Source organism: Pseudomonas sp. JR33AA, from assembly GCF_021378985.1.
Taxonomy (GTDB): Bacteria; Pseudomonadota; Gammaproteobacteria; order Pseudomonadales; family Pseudomonadaceae; genus Aquipseudomonas; species Aquipseudomonas alloputida.
In genome coordinates this window covers 165,496-182,598 of record NZ_JAJSAW010000009.1, presented here as the reverse complement: position 1 = coordinate 182,598, position 17,103 = coordinate 165,496, and the positions used below count along the sequence as shown (strand labels likewise).

Below are 17,103 nucleotides of genomic sequence, written 5' to 3'. Positions count from 1 at the left end.
TCTCCCAGGCAGGCGTCCAGCATACCGCCGTTGGCCGCAGCAAACAAAAAAGCCATCCCGAAGGATGGCTTTGCGGCCAGCAGGGCTTATCAGTAAGCCTTGCCAGTCTTGTAGTAGTTCTCGAAGCAGAAGTTGGTCGCGTCGATGTAGCCTTCGGCGCCACCGCAGTCGAAACGCTTGCCCTTGAACTTATAGGCAATGACGCAGCCATCCTTCGCCTGCTGCAGCAGGGCATCGGTGATCTGGATTTCACCGCCTTTGCCTGGCTGGGTATTGGCGATGATGTCGAAGATATCCGGGGTCAGGATGTAACGGCCAATGATCGCCAGGTTCGAAGGCGCGTCTTCCGGAGCCGGTTTTTCGACCATGTTGGTGACACGGAAGATGTCGTCGCGGATCATCTCACCGGCGATCACACCATACTTGTTGGTTTCCTGCGGGTCGACTTCCTGGATGGCGACGATCGAGCAGCGGTACTGCTTGTACAGCTTGACCATCTGCGTCAGCACGCCGTCACCTTCCGGGTTGACGCACAGGTCGTCCGCCAGCACCACCGCGAACGGCTCGTCGCCGATCAATGGGCGGCCAGTGAGAATGGCGTGGCCGAGACCTTTCATTTCGGTCTGGCGCGTGTACGAGAACGAGCACTCGTCGAGCAAACGACGAATACCGACCAGGTATTTTTCCTTGTCGGTGCCCTTGATCTGGTTTTCCAGCTCGTAGCTGATGTCGAAGTGGTCTTCCAGAGCACGCTTGCCGCGCCCGGTAACGATGGAGATCTCGTTCAGACCAGCATCCAATGCTTCTTCGACGCCATACTGGATCAGTGGCTTGTTGACCACCGGCAGCATTTCCTTGGGCATGGCTTTGGTAGCAGGCAGGAAGCGCGTGCCGTAGCCGGCTGCCGGGAACAAGCATTTTTTGATCATATACGTCCTTACAAAAGGCTAGGCCTGTGGAATTCGGCGCAGTCTAATCAGGCGGCAGTCACCTTACAATGCCCCCCGATAACGACCGTTGCCATCATAGAGATATCCCAGTGTAGATAGTTCCGGGGGATCGTAAATATTGCTGTCATACATGACCGCTGGATGACAGGACAATCAGCGTGCCAGTGGCGGCGTCTTCGACGGGCTCACCCGCCAAGAGGCCGCCACTGGCTTACCTCAGCTACCGGTCCCTTGTCCGATCAACACCCCATCAACCTGCTGACCATACAGGTTCACCCCATCATTGGCATGAAATTTCACCCGCGTTTTCTCGATGGATCCCTCGACCAACCGCGGGTCCTGTGGCCGCTCGTGGCGGTTGATCCACGCCGCCACGTCCCAGGCCTGCTGATCGCTGAGGCTGCCCGGCTTGCCCAGCGGCATGTTGTATTTGATGAATGACGCAGCGGTATTGATGCGGTGCATGCCGGCCCCCCAGTTGTAGGAGTCCTTACCCCACAGTGGCGGCATGACGTACTCGCCGGCGACCTTCTGCCCTTCACCGTTATCGCCATGGCAAATCGCGCATTGTTCACGGTAAACCTGCTGGCCGCGCTTGAAGTCATAACCGCCCTTGGGTTGTGCCACCTCCGGATAACCACGCCCGGCAATCTCCACACCGGTCGGCGCCTTGGTCGACAGCCAGTATGAATACACCGCCAACGCCGTCATCTGAGGGCTGTCAGCGGCCGGCGGCTTGCCGTTCATGCTGAACTGAAAACACCCTTGGATACGCTCGGCGAAGGTGTTGACCTTGTCATTTTTCTTGCGATAGGCCGGGTACATCGGATAGGCACCCCACAGCGGCGCAGAATGCGCCAACCGCCCCTGATCGAGGTGGCAGTTACTGCAGTTCATGCCGTTGCCCACAGCCTCGGGCATCAATCGGCGGGTGTCGACGAACAAGGCGTGGCCTTCACGCACCATTTTGCCAAAGGCATTATCGGGCAACTCATGCTCAGCGGGCGGCACGAACTGCGGTGCAGCCTGCACACCGGGAACCTTCAACTGCGACTGGTCTTCCATGGCGATCGGCGTGGCCTGGGCGCTGCCCACGGCCAACAGCAACAGGACGGGAATCAGGGTTTTCATGGCGTGACCTCCTGGCGGGCGGGGCGGGCAAAGAACTCGGCAACGGCCTTGATCTCGTCATCGGTCATGGCCTTGGCCACGCCGACCATCAGCTGGTTGGGGTCATTGCTGCGGCTGCCGTCGCGCCAGGCATTGAGCTGTGCCACCAGGTAACTGGCGGGCTGACCGGCCAAGGGCGGGAAGTGTTCGCCCACTCCGCCGCCACCCGGCCCGTGGCATTGCACGCAACCAGGAATCTGCCGGCTCCAGTCGCCGTACAGGGCCATGCGGGTGGTCGGGTCATCGGCAATCTGCTGGCGGTGCAGGTCGCCAGCGGGCGCTGCCGGCAGGCTGGCCAGGTAGGTACTGACGGCCTTGATTTCATCATCACTCAAGGCCTTGGCCAAAGGTTCCATCACTGGCTGCTTGCGGCTGCCGCTGCGCCAGTCCTGCAACTGCTTGGCAAGGTAACCAGCCGGTAGCCCGGCCAAACGTGGAAAGCCGGCAGCCGCAATGCCGTTGCCGTCAGGGCCATGGCAACCCAGGCAGGCCATGGCGGCGGGGTTGGCCCCACCCTGTGTGAAGATTTTCTGACCATCAGCGGCCTGTGCCGTGGGCCAGACCAGGATCAGCAAGCTGCCGATCATCGCGCGTTTCAAGGGTGTCATCACGAATCTCCTTTTCTTTTGTTATATGTTTAGGCTTAAAACATATAAGCAGAGAAAGGAGGACCCGTTGCTTCAGATCAATCTCCAGAGATGCACTGCGTTGCGGCAGTGCGCACATCCCCCAGGCGCAGCGGGAAGTTGTTCAGCCGCTCGTGCAGTTTGATGCTGCTGCCGCTGCCGCGCTTGTCGATATCCACGAGCGCCGCCGGGCCGGCACCTGAGGTGATTTTCTGCGGTACGATCAGCCGCAGGCCGTCGCCACGCTGCTCTTCGGTCAGCGGGTCACGCGTATCGGCCAGCTTTTCCTTTACGCAATCGGCATAGGCGCGCGGGCTCTTGCCAGAGATCACATCCATCGTTTCACGCGATTGCTCAAGCTCCGCAACGCTCACGCAGCCACCGAGCGTCACCGACAACGCCGCCACCATCCACTTCATTTGCAGCACCTCTGCCTTCAAGAATTCGCTTGGACCACATCCAGGCGGTTTTGCTCCCTGCTTTGGCAGAATTATCTACGCCCGGTGATCAACGCGGCAGTGTAACGGCACATCGTGGTATCTTTTGCTTTTGCAGATCCAAACCTTGCGGAGCATCACATGAAATTCGTACACCAGCGCGAGCACCTCAACGAGGACGATATTGTCGTCATCGAGTGCTCCCAGCGCTGCAATATCCGCCTGATGAACGACGCCAACTTCCGCAGCTTCAAGAACGGCGGCCGTCATACTTACCACGGCGGCCATTTCGAGAAGTTTCCGGCGAAGATCACCGTACCCAGCACCGGCTTCTGGAACATCACCATCGATACCGTCACCACGCGCCCGATCTCGGTCACCCGCAAGCCAACCCTGACCCACAAGATCAAGATCATCCGTCGCTCGTCGTCGAAACTCAGATAAGGCCACCATGACCCAGACCACCAAGTACGTCATCAAATACAAGCTCGACGGCCAGCGTCGCTGGGATTTCGCGCTGATGCCCGATGCCTCGCAAGCGCAAGCCCTCGAGGCCCTGCGCAAGATCCACGGCGAAGACGCCGAGAAAATCAGCGACATCCAGGTCAGCAAGGCCCTGTAAGACTTGCCGCAAGCCCCTGCCGCATCGCTGCCCCACGCCAGGAGAATCGCATGAGCCATTGGCCCGACCGCCGTATCCTCGACCTGCTGGGCATCGAGCTGCCCATTCTGCAGGCACCCATGGCGGGGGCGACAGGCTCGGCCATGGCCATTGCCGTGGGCCTGGCAGGTGGCTTGGGCGCCCTGCCCTGCGCCATGCTCAGCGGCGAACAGGTGCGCGCCGAGATCGCCGCATTCCGCGCCGGCTGCCCGGGGCGCCCGCTGAACCTGAATTTCTTCTGCCACCAGCCGCCAGCGCCCGATGCCGAGCGCGATGCGCGCTGGAAGCAGGCACTTGAGCCTTATTACAGCGAAGTGGGCGCCGATTTCGCGGCCCCCACGCCGGTGTCCAACCGCGCGCCTTTCGACGAGCAGAGCTGCTTATTGGTCGAGGCGTTGCGCCCGGAGGTGGTGAGCTTCCACTTCGGCCTGCCGCAGGCCGAACTGCTGCAGCGGGTAAAGGCCACCGGGGCCAAGGTACTGTCCAGCGCCACGACCGTGGAAGAAGCGGCCTGGCTGGAGCGCAATGGCTGCGATGCAATCATTGCCATGGGTTATGAAGCCGGTGGCCATCGCGGCATGTTCCTCAGCGATAACATCACCAGCCAGATAGGCACCTTCGCGCTCGTACCGCAGGTGGCCGATGCCGTCAGCGTGCCGGTGATTGCCGCCGGTGGTATCGGCGACCACCGCGGGCTATTGGCGGCACTGGCCCTGGGTGCCTCGGCAGTGCAGATCGGCACGGCCTACCTGTTCTGCCCCGAGGCCAAGGTGTCGCCAGCGCATCGCCGGGCGCTGGGCACCGCGCCTGCCAGCGATACCGCGCTGACCAACCTGTTCACCGGCCGCCCGGCGCGCGGCATCAACAACCGCATCATGCGCGAGTTGGGGCCGATGAGCGAGCTTGCACCGCGCTTCCCGCTGGCGGGCGGGGCATTGATGCCTTTACGGGCAATCACCGATCCGCAGGGTAATAGTGATTTCAGCAATCTGTGGGCGGGGCAGGCGTTGCGGCTGGGCCGGCACATGCCGGCGGGTGAGCTGACCCGGGAGATTGCAGGTAAGGCACTGGCAGTGATCAATCACCAGGCATTCTGACAGGCAGGCCTGGCCTCTTCCCGGCCAATGGCGTATCGCTATATAGTTAAGGCTATAACGATAATCTCAAGGAGCTGTCTTCATGCGTATCCGCTCGCCCCAGCTGATCGTCACTGCCCTGGCCAGCCTGCTCGCCTTCAACACTGCGTGGGCCGACGAAGTCCGGGTCGCGGTTGCAGCCAACTTCACAGCCCCGATCCAGGCCATCGCCAAGGACTTCGAAAAAGACACCGGCCACAAACTGGTCGCGGCCTACGGCGCCACCGGGCAGTTCTACGCGCAGATCAGGAACGGTGCGCCGTTCGAAGTGTTCCTCGCCGCTGACGACACCACCCCCAAGAAGCTTGAAGCCGAAAAGGAAACCGTACCCGGCTCGCGCTTTACCTACGCCATCGGCACCCTGGCCCTGTGGTCTGCGAAGGAAGGCTACGTGGATGGCAAGGGTGAAGTGCTGAAAAAGAACGACTATAAGCACCTGTCCATCGCCAACCCGAAAGCGGCACCTTACGGCCTGGCCGCCACCCAGGTACTGGACAGGCTGAAGCTCAGCGAAGCCACCAAAGGCAAGATCGTCGAAGGCCAGAGCATCACCCAGGCCTTCCAGTTCGTCTCCACCGGCAACGCCAAACTGGGCTTTGTCGCCCTTTCGCAGATCTACAGGAACGGCAAGGTGACCCATGGTTCGGCCTGGATCGTGCCGTCCAACCTGCACGACCCGATCCGCCAGGACGCCGTCATCCTCAACAAAGGCAAGGACAATGCGGCCGCCAAGGCGCTGGTCGAATACCTCAAGGGCCCGAAGGCCGCAGCGGTGATAAAATCCTATGGTTATGAACGCTGATGCCGCTCGATGCCAGTGACCTGGGCGCCATCTGGCTGACCGTAAAACTGGCCAGCCTGACCACCCTGATCCTGCTGGTCATCGGCACTCCGGTCGCCTGGTGGCTGGTGCGCACGCGCTCGTGGCTGCGCGGGCCGGTGGGTGCGGTGGTGGCACTGCCGCTGGTACTGCCACCGACGGTGATCGGCTTTTACCTGTTGATCGCCCTGGGCCCGCACGGCTGGCTTGGTCAGGCCACCCAGGCGCTAGGCCTGGGCAGTGTGGTGTTCAGCTTCACAGGCCTGGTGATTGGCTCGACGGTGTACTCCATGCCGTTCGTGGTGCAACCCCTGCAAAATGCCTTTGGCGCAATCGGCCAGCGGCCCCTGGAAGTCGCCGCCACCCTGCGCGCCAGCCCATGGGACACCTTCGTCCATGTAGTGCTGCCGCTGGCCCGCCCTGGCTTCATCACCGCCAGCATCCTCGGCTTTGCCCACACGGTGGGCGAGTTTGGCGTCGTGCTGATGATCGGTGGCAACATTCCCGACAAGACCCGCGTGGTTTCGGTGCAGATTTTCGATCACGTCGAAGCCATGGAGTATTCGCAAGCCCACTGGCTGGCCGGTGCCATGCTGGTGTTCTCTTTCCTGGTGCTGCTCCTGCTGTACGCTGGACGCCGCGACAAAGCTGGCTGGAGCTGAAATGACCGCATCCATTGTGGCGCGCCTGCAACTGGCGCGCGACGACTTTACCCTGGACGTCAACCTGCACCTGCCCGGGCGCGGCATCAGCGCGCTGTTCGGCCACTCAGGCTCCGGCAAGACCAGCTGCCTGCGCTGCCTGGCCGGGCTGGAGCGGGCCGCCAGCGCCTATATCGAAGTCAACGGCGAAGTCTGGGAAGACAGCACCCGTGGCTATGTCCAGGCACCGCACCTGCGCCCGGTGGGCTATGTGTTCCAGGAGGCCAGCCTGTTCCCGCACCTGTCGGTGCGCGGCAACCTGACGTTCGGCTGGCGCCGGGTAGCGCCCGCTGAACGCAAGGTCAGCCTCGACCAGGCGTGCCAATTGCTGGGTATCGGCCACTTGCTGGACCGCCGCCCGGCAACCCTGTCGGGTGGCGAGGCGCAGCGGGTAGGTATTGCCCGCGCGCTGCTCAGCAGCCCGCGGCTGTTGTTGATGGACGAGCCGCTGGCAGCCCTCGACGGCCCGCGCAAGCGCGAGATACTGCCCTTTCTGGAGCGCCTGCACGACGAACTGGACATCCCCCTGATCTATGTCAGCCACGCCCAGGACGAAGTAGCGCGGCTGGCCGACCACCTGGTATTGCTGGAACAAGGCCGGGCGATCGCCAGCGGCCCGATCGGCGAAACCCTGGCCCGCCTTGACCTGTCGCTGGCTCAGGGCGACGACGCCGGCGTCGTGTTCGAAGGTAGGGTGGTAGGGCACGACCCGCACTACGGCCTGCTTGACCTGCGCTTGCCCGGCAGCAGCGGGCCGCTGCTGCGCATCACCCACGCGGCACAGGTGATGGGCAGCACCCTGCGCGTCAAGGTTCAGGCCCGGGATGTCAGCCTGGCGCTGGCGGCGGACAGCGCATCGAGCATCCTCAACCGCCTGCCGGTGCGTGTGCGCGAGAGCCGCCCGGCGGCCAACCCGGCGCATGTGCTGGTCAGCCTGGATGCTGGGGGCAATGCCCTGCTTGCACGCATCACCCGCTTCTCGGCAGACCAGCTGGGCCTGCACACAGGGCAGATACTGTTCGCCCAGATCAAGTCGGTGGCCCTTTTGGGTTGAGTATCCTTGGCGCACGCAGTGTCCATTGATCAGTGATCCGATCGAGGCCTGCTGCCCATGCTCGACTGCACCCTGCCGCGCACCCTGCACTACGTTGACGACAGTCAGCCGGGCCTGACCCGTCGGCGCTGGCGCGACCGCTTCATTTATCTGGATGCCGATGGCCAACGGGTACGTGACAGCGAGACCCTCTCGCGCATCGCCGCCCTGGTAATTCCCCCGGCCTACACCGATGTGTGGATCTGCGCCGATCCGCAAGGCCACCTGCAAGCCACCGGCCGCGATGCCCGGGGCCGCAAGCAGTACCGCTACCACGCGCAGTGGCGCGAACTGCGCGACCAGCACAAGTATGGGCGCATGCTTGCGTTCGCCAAGGCCCTGCCAAAGCTGCGCACACAGCTGGAAGCCCACCTGGCGCGGCCAGGGCTGGACCGGGAAAAGGTCATGGCACTGGTGGTGAGCCTGCTGGACCACACCCTGATCCGCATTGGCAACCAGCGCTACCTGCGCGATAACCGGTCGTACGGATTGACCACCCTGCGCAATCGCCATGTGCAGGTCAAAGGTAGCACCATCCGCTTCCAGTTCCGCGGCAAGCGCGGCGTCGAGCACAACGTCACCCTCAACGACCGGCGTTTGGCCAACCTGCTCAAGCGCTGCATGGAACTGCCTGGGCAGGCGCTGTTTCAATACCTGGACGAAGACGGCAAGCGCCACAGTGTCGGCTCCAGCGAGGTCAATCAGTTTCTGCAGCAGTTGACCGGCGCCGACTTCACCGCCAAGGATTATCGCACCTGGGCCGGCAGCAGCCTGGCATTGAACCTGCTGAAGCCTTTGGCCTGGGAGCCGGAAAGTGAAGCCAAACGCCAGGTTGCCGCGATCGTTCGCCAGGTCGCCACGCGCCTGGGCAATACACCGGCAGTGTGCCGGCGCTGCTATATCCACCCGGCAGTCCTGGAGCACTATGCCTTGGGGCGCCTGGCCAACTTGCCGAAAAACCGTGTGCGCAAAGGCCTGGACCCGGAGGAAGTGGCCTTGCTGTTGTTTCTTCAGGCACTCGAGGAACAGGGGGACCATTGAGCTTGTCTATTTAGGCCATGATGCGAAGAAATTTCCCATTAGCCGCCAAGCCCCCTATTCTTGCCAGCGAGCACCTTGGCCGACAAACCGTTGACGGTTTGCTTTGGCACCTGCAACTGAAGACACGCAACAGAATTTGTCTGTCGGGGAATTACTATCCGCCGAAAGCGTCTTTAATGAGAAGGAAGAGGGACAAGCTCCCGCCGCCGCGGCAACTAGCCCTGCGGACTTTTACATTACCAAGGAGAACTACATGCTGATACTCACCCGTAAGGTTGGCGAAAGCATCGTCATCAACGATGACATCAAAGTCACCATTCTGGGCGTCAAAGGGATGCAGGTGAGAATCGGTATCGATGCACCGAAAGATGTTCAGGTCCATCGAGAAGAGATCTTCAAACGCATCCAGGCCGGCAGCCCGGCTCCGGAGAAACACGAAGACTCACACTGAGCGCCAACCGAGGGCATGGATGCGCTCGACCGCCAGCCTCAGGTGCCCAGTAACTGACGCACCGTGGCGATCATCTCATCCATGTCGAACGGTTTGTCGAATATTGCGGCAAACAGGGCCGGGCATCCTTGGCTGGCCTGTGCGCCGCTCATGAGGATGACCGGTAACGCGCTTAACGCCGGGTCTTCGCGTATGGCACGCGCCAACTCCTCGCCGTTGAGGAGTGGCATCATGTAGTCGGTAATCACCAGCTGGACGCGCTTTTCCTTCAACGCCTCCAGTGCTTTGCAGCCGTTGCTCGCCTTTTCCACCAGGAAACCTTCGTCCTCCAGGGCAAAACCAAGGATATCGGCGATCAGGTATTCGTCATCGACAATCAGGATGGTGTTCATCGGCTCGTCCGTCACCCGCTCCCCTGCGGCGTCGGCGTTCCCGAGAGCACACCGCAGGCGCCTTCGAACGCCTTGCGCAAGGTAATACCTTGCGGCCCGATCACCAGCTCGTGCAAGGCCGGGTCATGGTGACTGTCACGCACCTTGAGGACCGACAGCATGCGCCGTAGTTGCGAGTCCAGTTCGACAAAGCGCATCAGCATCAGGTTGTCGACGATACTCGACAGGTCCGGCGCGGGGGCGCTGATTTCCGCGCCGAAGATGTCGCGCATCTCCCAGGTCAGCACCACGCTGACATCGCGCGCGCGCAACTCACCCGCCAGCGCGCGGAAAAACGCATTTAGCCGCGTCGAATCGATAGCCAGGCGACTGAATGCGCCAAGGCTGTCGATCACCACGCGCTTGCTGCCCTGCGCCTCCACACGCTCCAGTAGCCGCGCGCCCACCTGGTCCAGCAAGCCCTCGGTGGTCGGCTGCCAGCACAGCTGCAAGCTACCGGCCTGCTCCATCGCGGCAAAATCGTAACCGAGCGAAGCGGCCTTGCTGCGCAGGCGTTCGGGCGTTTCGTAAAAACCGAAATGCAACCCCGGCGCCTGCGGCGTGCTGGCCCCCAGAAAGGCCAGGCCCAATGATGTCTTGCCAATCCCCGAAGGCCCCATCAACAGGCTGGCTGACCCAGTGGTCAAGCCACCGCCAAGCATTTCATCGAAGGTTGGCACACCGCTGCTGATACGCGCCAAGGTGCCGCTGCCCAACTGGCTGGGGTAGCCGAACAACGCTTCCAGGCGAGGATAGACGTGCATGCCGGACTCATTGATCAGGCATTCGTGACGCCCCGACAACGCGCCACTGCCGCGGGTCTTGCGCAACTGAACATGGCGCACGGCGCGGCTGCCCACCAGTTGCTCACCCAGTTCGATCACGCCATCGACCATGGTGTGTTCCGGGCTGCCCTCGTCGAGCCGGGCACTGGTCAGCAACAGTACGGTGCAACCGGCGAAGGCCGCATGCCCCTGCAGTTCAGAGACGAACTTCTTGGTGTCCAGCGCGGTTTCCGCGCGCACCCGGGCATTGAGCACACCGTCGACGATCAGCAGGCTGGCCTGTTGCCGGGCAATTTCCTGGCGCAGCAACCGCACCACTGCATCTAGCCCGTCCTGCTCAAGGGTATCAAAGGCGCTGACGAACTGGATTTTGTCACCGACCAGTGCCGGGTCGAAGAAGTCCAGCGTGGACAGGTACTGGAACAAACGTTCATGCGACTCGCTCAGCAAGGTGGCCACCAGCACCCGACCACCGCCACGCACATGGCCGCAGGCCAGCTGATTGGCGAGGATGGTCTTACCGGCCCCCGGCGGCCCCTGGATAATGTAGGAGGCGCCAGCTATCAGGCCACCCTTGAGCAACGCGTCGAGCCCATCGATCCCCGTTACCAGCCGCTTCAGTGCCTGTGCCATGTTGTCTACCTGTCGAGTGGGCTATCGGTCTGGTCCTGATACATTGGCAAGTACAGTCGCATGCAAGTTCCCCGGCCAGGCTCGCTGTCGACACAAATGGCACCACCACTTTGCCGGGCGAAACCATAGACCTGGCTCAGCCCCAGGCCGGTACCCTTGCCGAAAGGCTTGGTGGTGAAAAACGGCTCGAAGATCCGCGGCAGTATCTCTGTGGGTATGCCTTCGCCGCTGTCTTGTACCTCGAAGCGCACGAAGCTGCCCTTCAGCCCTTCAACTTCGCCGAACAGTTCGACCACATCGACAGTCAGGCTGATGCGGCCATGCCCGTCGATGGCATCACGGGCATTGAACAACAGGTTGAGCAACACCATCTGCAGTTGCCCGGCATCCACCTCGATCAGCGGCAGGTCCGGTTGCAGCAACACCTTCAAGTCAATCGAGCCTGGCAATGCATGTTCAAGCAGGCCACGCGTAGCGTTGACCACGTCTGCCGGGGCAACACTGGCCACATCGAACTTGCGGTGACGGGCAAAACTGAGCAGTTGCTGGGTCAGTTCGGTGCCACGCTGGCTGGCATCGAGGATGTGCTGCAACATGCGCTGGGTGCGTGCCGGGTCCTGGGTGGCCAGCGCCAGACGCGCCGAGCTGATGATGATGGTCAGCATGTTGTTGAAGTCGTGCGCCAGACCACCGGTCAACTGGCCGAGGGCTTCAAGCTTCTGCGCCTGGAACAGCTGGGCGCGCACGGCGTCGAGCTGCAGCGCCGACTCGCGACGGTCAGTGATATCGCGTGTCACTTTGGCCAGGCCAATGATCTGGCCATTTTCATCACGGATCACATCCAATGCAGCCAGCGCCCAGAACTGCGAACCGTCCTTGCGCACCCGCCACCCTTCATCCTGCGCCACACCCTGCTCCAGCGCCTGACGCAGCAGGCACTCGGGACGGCCCTGCGCGCAATCCTGTGGGGTGAAGAACAACGAAAAGTGCTTGCCGACCACTTCATCCCTACGGTAACCCTTGATCCGTTGCGCGCCTGCATTCCACGACACCACGTGGCCGGAAGGGTCGAGCATGTAGATGGCATAATCCACCACCGACTGAACCAGCTGTTCATAACGATGGGCGGGCATCACGGAAGCGTCGAGGCAGTCAGCTGAAACCATGCAAACTCCACTGGCACAGCGGGAAGGAGGAAATGAACGTAGCCTGGAGTGCCTGCCAGTAGACCGCTGAACGACTACAGGCCGAGCAGCATGATCATACCACCGCCGGCCAAGGCCAACATATGCTGGCGCTTTGAGTGCCCGGCATCCTTACGGAACACGCCTGGATCCAATCACGGGCAACAGTGGCGTAATGACAGCAAGGTGTCAATTGCCCGCCCGAGCGCCCCTTCTCTCTGTTGATCATAGTTGCTGGAGTTGACTCAACTATAACAATGGGTTATAAAGCGCGCTTGATTGCGAAGCCCTTCAGCTTAGAAGCGAGCCGGTCGTTGCGACCCCTTCAAGCGTGCGAGTGTGGTGGAATTGGTATACACAGCAGACTTAAAATCTGTCGGCGTGAGCCTTGCGGGTTCGAGTCCCGCCACTCGCACCAAACTTCGTTGAAAAGGCGCCCCTGCGGCGCCTTTTTGCTGCCTGACAGCAATGTCCGGCGTAGCTGCTAAAGTGGAGCTTGTCCCCGTCCACTGGAACGCCGCCATGCGCTACTCCCTGTTCGATGGTCAACGCGACATCATTATCCTGTTCGCCCGCGTATTGCTGATGGTTCTGTTCATCTTGTCTGGCTGGGCCAAGCTGACCGGCTTCGATGGCACGGTAGGCTACATGACCTCGCTCGGCGCCCCTGCCCCGATGCTGGCAGCAGGTATTGCCGTCATCATGGAGTTCGTCGTCGCAATCCTGTTGATCCTCGGTTTCTACACCCGGCCGTTGGCCTTTCTTTTCGCGCTGTTCGTGCTGGGCACGGCGCTGCTGGGCCACCCGTTCTGGAACATGGTCGACCCCGAACGCAGCGCCAACATGACTCAGTTTCTGAAAAACCTCAGCATCATGGGCGGCCTGCTGTTGCTGTCGGTAAGCGGGCCCGGAAGGTTCTCGGTGGATGGTCGCTGAGTCAGTCGTCGCAGTCGTCGAACCAGGCTGGGTGATCGCGCGCTTCATCATCGAGGTCGTCCAGCGTCTCCTCGTCTTCCTCCACGTCATCCTCGGCGCCTTGGGCATCCGCCTCGGGCTCCACGTCGTGGTAGAGAAATTCGTGGTCAAGCAGGTGATCGTGCTCGGGTTCGTGCAGGTCGTCTTCGTCGCGCATGCTGGCTCCTGGGAAAATGGCAGGCCTATATAGGCTGATCAGGATGCTGGGTCAATGCGTTGTCGCTTAATCCTGGGTTAACCGGCACGGCGCAACCTGCAGGCTCTCCCTTCAAACGTCTTTTGCCCGCCTTTTATGGCGGGCTTTTTTATGGTCCTGCGCACTTCATTGCAGATGATGACAGCCCCATGACCTGACCTTCACGAAATGCCGACATCCGGGCGGGCAAACTAACACTGCTCCGTACGTTCTTGCAGCCCGCCGCATCATTGCCGCGGGCTTTTCTTTTTTCCGCAAATGCCAGTCAGGCAACCGTCGGTATTTTGCGCAAGCGTCCACCATGACCATGACCTGAAGCAGTTTTGCCAGGCCAGGCAAGGTCTATGCTGTCCCAGCGATAACCCAAGCTCATATCAGATAGACACGGAGGCTCTCATGAAAGCTGCTGTCGTTGCACCAGGCCGTCGCGTGGACGTGGTAGAGAAAACCCTGCGCCCTCTCGAACACGGCGAAGCGCTGCTGAAGATGCAGTGCTGCGGTGTGTGCCACACCGACCTGCACGTGAAAAACGGCGACTTTGGTGACAAGACCGGCGTAGTACTGGGCCACGAAGGTATTGGCGTGGTCCAGGAAGTTGGCCCGGGCGTCACCTCGCTCAAGCCAGGCGACCGTGCCAGCGTTGCCTGGTTCTACCAAGGCTGCGGACATTGCGAATACTGCAACAGCGGCAACGAGACCCTGTGCCGCGACGTGAAGAATTCCGGTTACACCGTGGACGGCGGCATGGCCGAGGCCTGCATCGTCAAGGCCGACTACTCGGTTAAAGTACCCGACGGCCTCGACTCTGCTGCCGCCAGCAGCATCACTTGCGCCGGCGTCACGACCTACAAGGCAGTGAAAATCTCCAACGTCCGCCCCGGCCAATGGATCGCCATCTACGGCCTCGGCGGCCTGGGCAACCTGGCCCTGCAATATGCCAAGAATGTGTTCAACGCCAAAGTCATCGCCATTGACGTCAACGAAGAGCAACTGCGCTTCGCCAGCGAGATGGGCGCGGATCTGGTCGTCAACCCGCTCAACGAAGACGCCGCGAAGGTCATCCAGGCCAAGACCGGTGGCGCACATGCTGCCGTCGTTACTGCCGTGGCCAAAGGCGCGTTCAACTCAGCCGTCGATGCCTTGCGCGCTGGCGGGCGACTGGTGGCCGTCGGGCTTCCGTCAGAGTCGATGGACCTGAATATTCCCCGCCTGGTGCTTGATGGGATCGAAGTGGTGGGCTCGCTGGTAGGGACGCGCCAAGACCTGCAGGAAGCCTTCCAGTTTGCCGCTGAGGGTAAAGTGGTGCCCAAGGTGACGCTGCGACCGATCGAGGATATCAACCAGATATTTGACGAGATGCTGGAGGGCAAGATCAAAGGTCGGATGGTGATACAGTTCGAAGGCTGACAGGCCGAGCTAGATCATCTGGAACCACAGCAAAGCCCGTAGATGACCACCTACGGGCTTTTTGCTTTCTTAAAGTCAAAGGAACAGACCATGACCGTAGACTGGCACGCCGGGCCGATTACCCGTACGACTCCCCTGGACAAGCATTACCGTAACACGCAGAAGGTTCGTCAGTTTCTGCTCAGTGAGTGCGGCGCGGCATTCAGGTTCGACCGTGTATTCATGCTTTGGATCAAGAGTGGCACCCCATCAACCATGGGTGACGTTGCGGACGAATGGCTACGGAGGTATGGCTGAAGCGCTGTATCTGGCGGCTGGAGGCCGGCCTTGGCTGCAGCCTTTGCGTTCAGCATCTTGTCCAACGATTCAACCATGCTGGAATAATCCATTTCCTGACGCCCTCGATGGTGGAATTGGTTTGAGCCCGACCATAGACTGTGAACATTTCAATAGTTGGTGTGGAAACCTGGAAATATCACTCATCCTTCATGCTGAAGACTGCCCCCCGCGCGGTGTGGTTCCAGAAAAGTGCTCAACCTGCAAAGGCGAGCCTGTGAATATGAGGAAATAGGTATGTCCATTCGAAGCTTGGCGAAGCATCTGCCGCCGGACCCTTCGCGGGAAGGCTGGGTCATCGGATGGGGAGTCCTGAGAGACCGACATCCATGGCATTTTGTCGACGTTTATGCCGACCAGAAAACGGCCAAGGCAGAGGCGGAACGCAGAGGAGACGGCTACGTGGTTGAATTCGGCTCGCACCGCTTGGGGACGCAGGAATTTATCTGCGGTGTCACCTTACCTGAAGGCTGACGCTCAATCGAAAAGGGTCATGGACAGGACTTCAGGGAATTATCTGCCCATTGGCAATAGCACTGGCTTCGAGCTTGGCGCGCTCCGCGTCCAGGAAAACATACGCGGCTTGTAGCGTGGTGATCTTCGCTTGAATTTCGGCCATCTTGGCGGCGACCAAGACGGCGCCTTGCGCGCAATCGATCGTGTTACCCCGCCTGGCCACAAGAATGTCCCCGATCTCAGCGAGTGAAAAGCCCCCGCCCTGGGCACTCTGTATGAAGGCTAAGTCGGCAACGGTCTGTTCACTGTAACTGCGGTAATTGTTGGCTTGTCGGTGTGGCGCGATAAGCCCCAGCTGTTCGTAATAGCGCAATGCATGGCGGCTGACCCCGCTCCGGCGCTCCAACTCTCCAATATTCACGCTAAAAAATCCTTGACTGTAGAGCACGCTCTACACCTTAGCCTGCGCCTGTCATACAAACAAGGGTTCAAACATGCGTGTGGAATGCTTCGTCACCGGCGGCAGCGGCTTTGTGGGGCAACATTTGCTGGCCCGTCTTACTGCGCAAGGGCACAAGACCTGGGTGCTGATGCGCAGTCCCGGCAACATCGAACGTCTCAGGAAGCAGGTAGGCCAACTGGGGGGTAAGCCTGAGTATATCCATGCCGTTGAAGGCGATATCAGCCGGGAGGGGCTTGGCCTCAGCGAAGCAGACAAAGAACGCGTCACTGCGGCCGCTGTATTTTTCCATCTCGCGGCAGAGTTTTCCTGGGGGCTCACACCGGAGCGCGCCCGCACAGTCAATGTCCAAGGAGCTCTGCGCGTGGCCAGGCTTGCGGCCAGCCAGCGCATCCGATTGCTCATGGTAGGCGGCTTCATGCTGCAGAACCTCAACCACCTTGCCCGTATCGGGGTTGATATACAGTGCCCTGAAAACACAAATTGGCCCGCAGTCTACGCCCGTGTAGGTGGCTACGAAGGCAGCAAAGTCGAGTCCCATTTTGCAGTTATCCGCTATATGCAGGACGCGGATGCGGATTACACGATTGTTCATCCTGCTACGGTGTGTGGCCACAGCGAGAACGGGCATATCCTGGACGGACAACCGCTTGCCGAACTCATTCGCAACCTGTCACAAGGCCGGTTCAAAGCTGTGCCCGGTTCCGCCAGTCACTGGTTGCCATTGGTCAGCGTCGATTATCTGGTGAACATGATGACTTGCGTGGCGTTCGACCCCGCCATGGCCAACCGGCAAGTTCTGGCGCTGTATGAGCGAACACCCAACCTACAGGGGATGCTTGTGCAGATCGCAGACACGCTGAAGATAAAGGCACCCCGCCGCCATGTACCCATAGGGCTGCTCAAGTCGATATTGACAATTCCGGGGCTGGCGACCCGCTTGGCGATCAGCGCCGAGTCATTGAATTTCATTCAGACACAGCGCTTCGACATGGGTAACAGCAGGCAATTGGAGCGCAAGTACGCGTTTACGCATCCCGACATGACGCAGGCCTTGGAAAACACGGTGCGCTATGTCAACGACCACTTGATGAAAAAGCCCGAAAGAGAGGGCGCTGGCCAGCGAGGATAACCGGCTTCGCTGATGACAGTTG

General features: G+C 60.8%; 22 protein-coding genes and 1 tRNA gene. 14 read left to right on the top strand and 9 right to left on the bottom strand.

Annotated features, from left to right (window positions below; translation table 11 throughout):
• Positions 1–89: 89 nt before the first annotated feature.
• From galU to LVS58_RS16720, 4 genes are all read right to left on the bottom strand, one after another.
• The gene (galU, locus tag LVS58_RS16735; RefSeq protein ID WP_233692001.1) at positions 90–929 is read right to left on the bottom strand and encodes a UTP--glucose-1-phosphate uridylyltransferase GalU; all 840 of its coding nucleotides are present in this window, start codon (positions 927–929) and stop codon (positions 90–92) included.
• Positions 930–1,166: 237 nt separating this feature from the next.
• Positions 1,167–2,081 (bottom strand): c-type cytochrome, encoded by a 915-nt coding sequence (locus tag LVS58_RS16730; protein WP_233692000.1) that lies wholly within the window; start codon positions 2,079–2,081, stop codon positions 1,167–1,169.
• Positions 2,078–2,728 (bottom strand): c-type cytochrome, encoded by a 651-nt coding sequence (locus tag LVS58_RS16725; protein ID WP_233691999.1) that lies wholly within the window; start codon positions 2,726–2,728, stop codon positions 2,078–2,080. The genes LVS58_RS16730 and LVS58_RS16725 overlap by 4 nt, the downstream gene beginning before the upstream one ends.
• 77 nt (positions 2,729–2,805) lie before the next feature.
• Complete coding sequence (locus LVS58_RS16720; protein ID WP_233691998.1) at positions 2,806–3,165, bottom strand: hypothetical protein; 360 nt, start codon at positions 3,163–3,165, stop codon at positions 2,806–2,808.
• A 159-nt stretch (positions 3,166–3,324) separates the two neighbouring features.
• On the opposite strand from LVS58_RS16720, the gene LVS58_RS16715 reads away from it, so the two are divergent.
• The 8 genes from LVS58_RS16715 to csrA all read left to right on the top strand — a co-directional run bounded on the left by LVS58_RS16715 (position 3,325) and on the right by csrA (position 9,086).
• A complete protein-coding gene (locus LVS58_RS16715) occupies positions 3,325–3,627 on the top strand; it encodes a DUF1883 domain-containing protein (protein ID WP_003250918.1) in 303 nt (100 codons plus the stop codon).
• Positions 3,628–3,634: 7 nt separating this feature from the next.
• Entirely contained in the window at positions 3,635–3,805 is a 171-nt protein-coding gene (locus LVS58_RS16710; RefSeq protein WP_233691997.1) for a hypothetical protein, read from the top strand.
• Between the two features lie 50 nt (positions 3,806–3,855).
• Complete coding sequence (locus LVS58_RS16705) at positions 3,856–4,941, top strand: NAD(P)H-dependent flavin oxidoreductase (protein WP_233691996.1); 1,086 nt, start codon at positions 3,856–3,858, stop codon at positions 4,939–4,941.
• An 82-nt stretch (positions 4,942–5,023) separates the two neighbouring features.
• Positions 5,024–5,782, top strand: coding sequence for a molybdate ABC transporter substrate-binding protein (modA, locus tag LVS58_RS16700; RefSeq protein WP_233691995.1), 759 nt, complete (start codon positions 5,024–5,026; stop codon positions 5,780–5,782).
• A complete protein-coding gene (gene modB / locus LVS58_RS16695) occupies positions 5,782–6,462 on the top strand; it encodes a molybdate ABC transporter permease subunit (RefSeq protein ID WP_233691994.1) in 681 nt (226 codons plus the stop codon). The genes modA and modB overlap by 1 nt, the downstream gene beginning before the upstream one ends.
• 1 nt (position 6,463) lies before the next feature.
• Positions 6,464–7,555 carry a molybdenum ABC transporter ATP-binding protein gene (modC, locus tag LVS58_RS16690; RefSeq protein ID WP_233691993.1) on the top strand — a complete coding sequence of 364 codons (1,092 nt, stop codon included), beginning with the start codon at positions 6,464–6,466 and terminating at the stop codon, positions 7,553–7,555.
• Positions 7,556–7,612: 57 nt separating this feature from the next.
• The gene (locus tag LVS58_RS16685) at positions 7,613–8,635 is read left to right on the top strand and encodes a DNA topoisomerase IB (RefSeq protein ID WP_233691992.1); all 1,023 of its coding nucleotides are present in this window, start codon (positions 7,613–7,615) and stop codon (positions 8,633–8,635) included.
• Between the two features lie 253 nt (positions 8,636–8,888).
• On the top strand, positions 8,889–9,086 hold the full coding sequence (csrA, locus tag LVS58_RS16680; protein WP_012051904.1) for a carbon storage regulator CsrA: 198 nt from the start codon (positions 8,889–8,891) through the stop codon (positions 9,084–9,086).
• 38 nt (positions 9,087–9,124) lie between these two features.
• Here csrA and LVS58_RS16675 read toward each other — a convergent pair whose 3' ends face one another.
• Genes LVS58_RS16675 through LVS58_RS16665 form a run of 3 tightly spaced genes read right to left on the bottom strand, consistent with a single transcriptional unit; the run spans position 9,125 to position 12,101 of the window.
• Entirely contained in the window at positions 9,125–9,478 is a 354-nt protein-coding gene (locus tag LVS58_RS16675) for a response regulator (RefSeq protein ID WP_233691991.1), read from the bottom strand.
• 11 nt (positions 9,479–9,489) lie between these two features.
• The gene (locus tag LVS58_RS16670) at positions 9,490–10,935 is read right to left on the bottom strand and encodes an ATPase domain-containing protein (protein WP_233691990.1); all 1,446 of its coding nucleotides are present in this window, start codon (positions 10,933–10,935) and stop codon (positions 9,490–9,492) included.
• Between the two features lie 5 nt (positions 10,936–10,940).
• Positions 10,941–12,101 (bottom strand): two-component system sensor histidine kinase NtrB, encoded by a 1,161-nt coding sequence (locus LVS58_RS16665; RefSeq protein ID WP_233691989.1) that lies wholly within the window; start codon positions 12,099–12,101, stop codon positions 10,941–10,943.
• A gap of 351 nt (positions 12,102–12,452) precedes the next feature.
• On the opposite strand from LVS58_RS16665, the gene LVS58_RS16660 reads away from it, so the two are divergent.
• Together LVS58_RS16660 and LVS58_RS16655 are read left to right on the top strand one after the other, a co-directional pair.
• A tRNA-Leu gene (locus LVS58_RS16660) sits at positions 12,453–12,537 on the top strand.
• 104 nt (positions 12,538–12,641) lie between these two features.
• Positions 12,642–13,055, top strand: a complete 414-nt coding sequence (locus LVS58_RS16655; RefSeq protein ID WP_233691988.1) for a DoxX family protein — start codon at positions 12,642–12,644, stop codon at positions 13,053–13,055.
• A gap of 1 nt (position 13,056) precedes the next feature.
• On the opposite strand, the gene LVS58_RS16650 is transcribed toward LVS58_RS16655, so the two are convergent.
• Positions 13,057–13,251, bottom strand: coding sequence for a hypothetical protein (locus LVS58_RS16650; RefSeq protein ID WP_233691987.1), 195 nt, complete (start codon positions 13,249–13,251; stop codon positions 13,057–13,059).
• A 435-nt stretch (positions 13,252–13,686) separates the two neighbouring features.
• On the opposite strand from LVS58_RS16650, the gene adhP reads away from it, so the two are divergent.
• The 3 genes from adhP (at position 13,687) to LVS58_RS16635 (ending at position 15,507) form a co-directional block, all read left to right on the top strand.
• Positions 13,687–14,697, top strand: coding sequence for an alcohol dehydrogenase AdhP (gene adhP, locus LVS58_RS16645; protein WP_047603476.1), 1,011 nt, complete (start codon positions 13,687–13,689; stop codon positions 14,695–14,697).
• A 90-nt stretch (positions 14,698–14,787) separates the two neighbouring features.
• On the top strand, positions 14,788–14,994 hold the full coding sequence (locus tag LVS58_RS16640; RefSeq protein WP_233691986.1) for a DUF6434 domain-containing protein: 207 nt from the start codon (positions 14,788–14,790) through the stop codon (positions 14,992–14,994).
• Between the two features lie 276 nt (positions 14,995–15,270).
• Entirely contained in the window at positions 15,271–15,507 is a 237-nt protein-coding gene (locus LVS58_RS16635) for a hypothetical protein (protein WP_233691985.1), read from the top strand.
• Positions 15,508–15,538: 31 nt separating this feature from the next.
• On the opposite strand, the gene LVS58_RS16630 is transcribed toward LVS58_RS16635, so the two are convergent.
• Positions 15,539–15,910, bottom strand: coding sequence for a MerR family transcriptional regulator (locus LVS58_RS16630; protein WP_233692025.1), 372 nt, complete (start codon positions 15,908–15,910; stop codon positions 15,539–15,541).
• A 73-nt stretch (positions 15,911–15,983) separates the two neighbouring features.
• On the opposite strand from LVS58_RS16630, the gene LVS58_RS16625 reads away from it, so the two are divergent.
• On the top strand, positions 15,984–17,081 hold the full coding sequence (locus LVS58_RS16625; RefSeq protein WP_233691984.1) for an SDR family oxidoreductase: 1,098 nt from the start codon (positions 15,984–15,986) through the stop codon (positions 17,079–17,081).
• Positions 17,082–17,103: the final 22 nt, after the last annotated feature.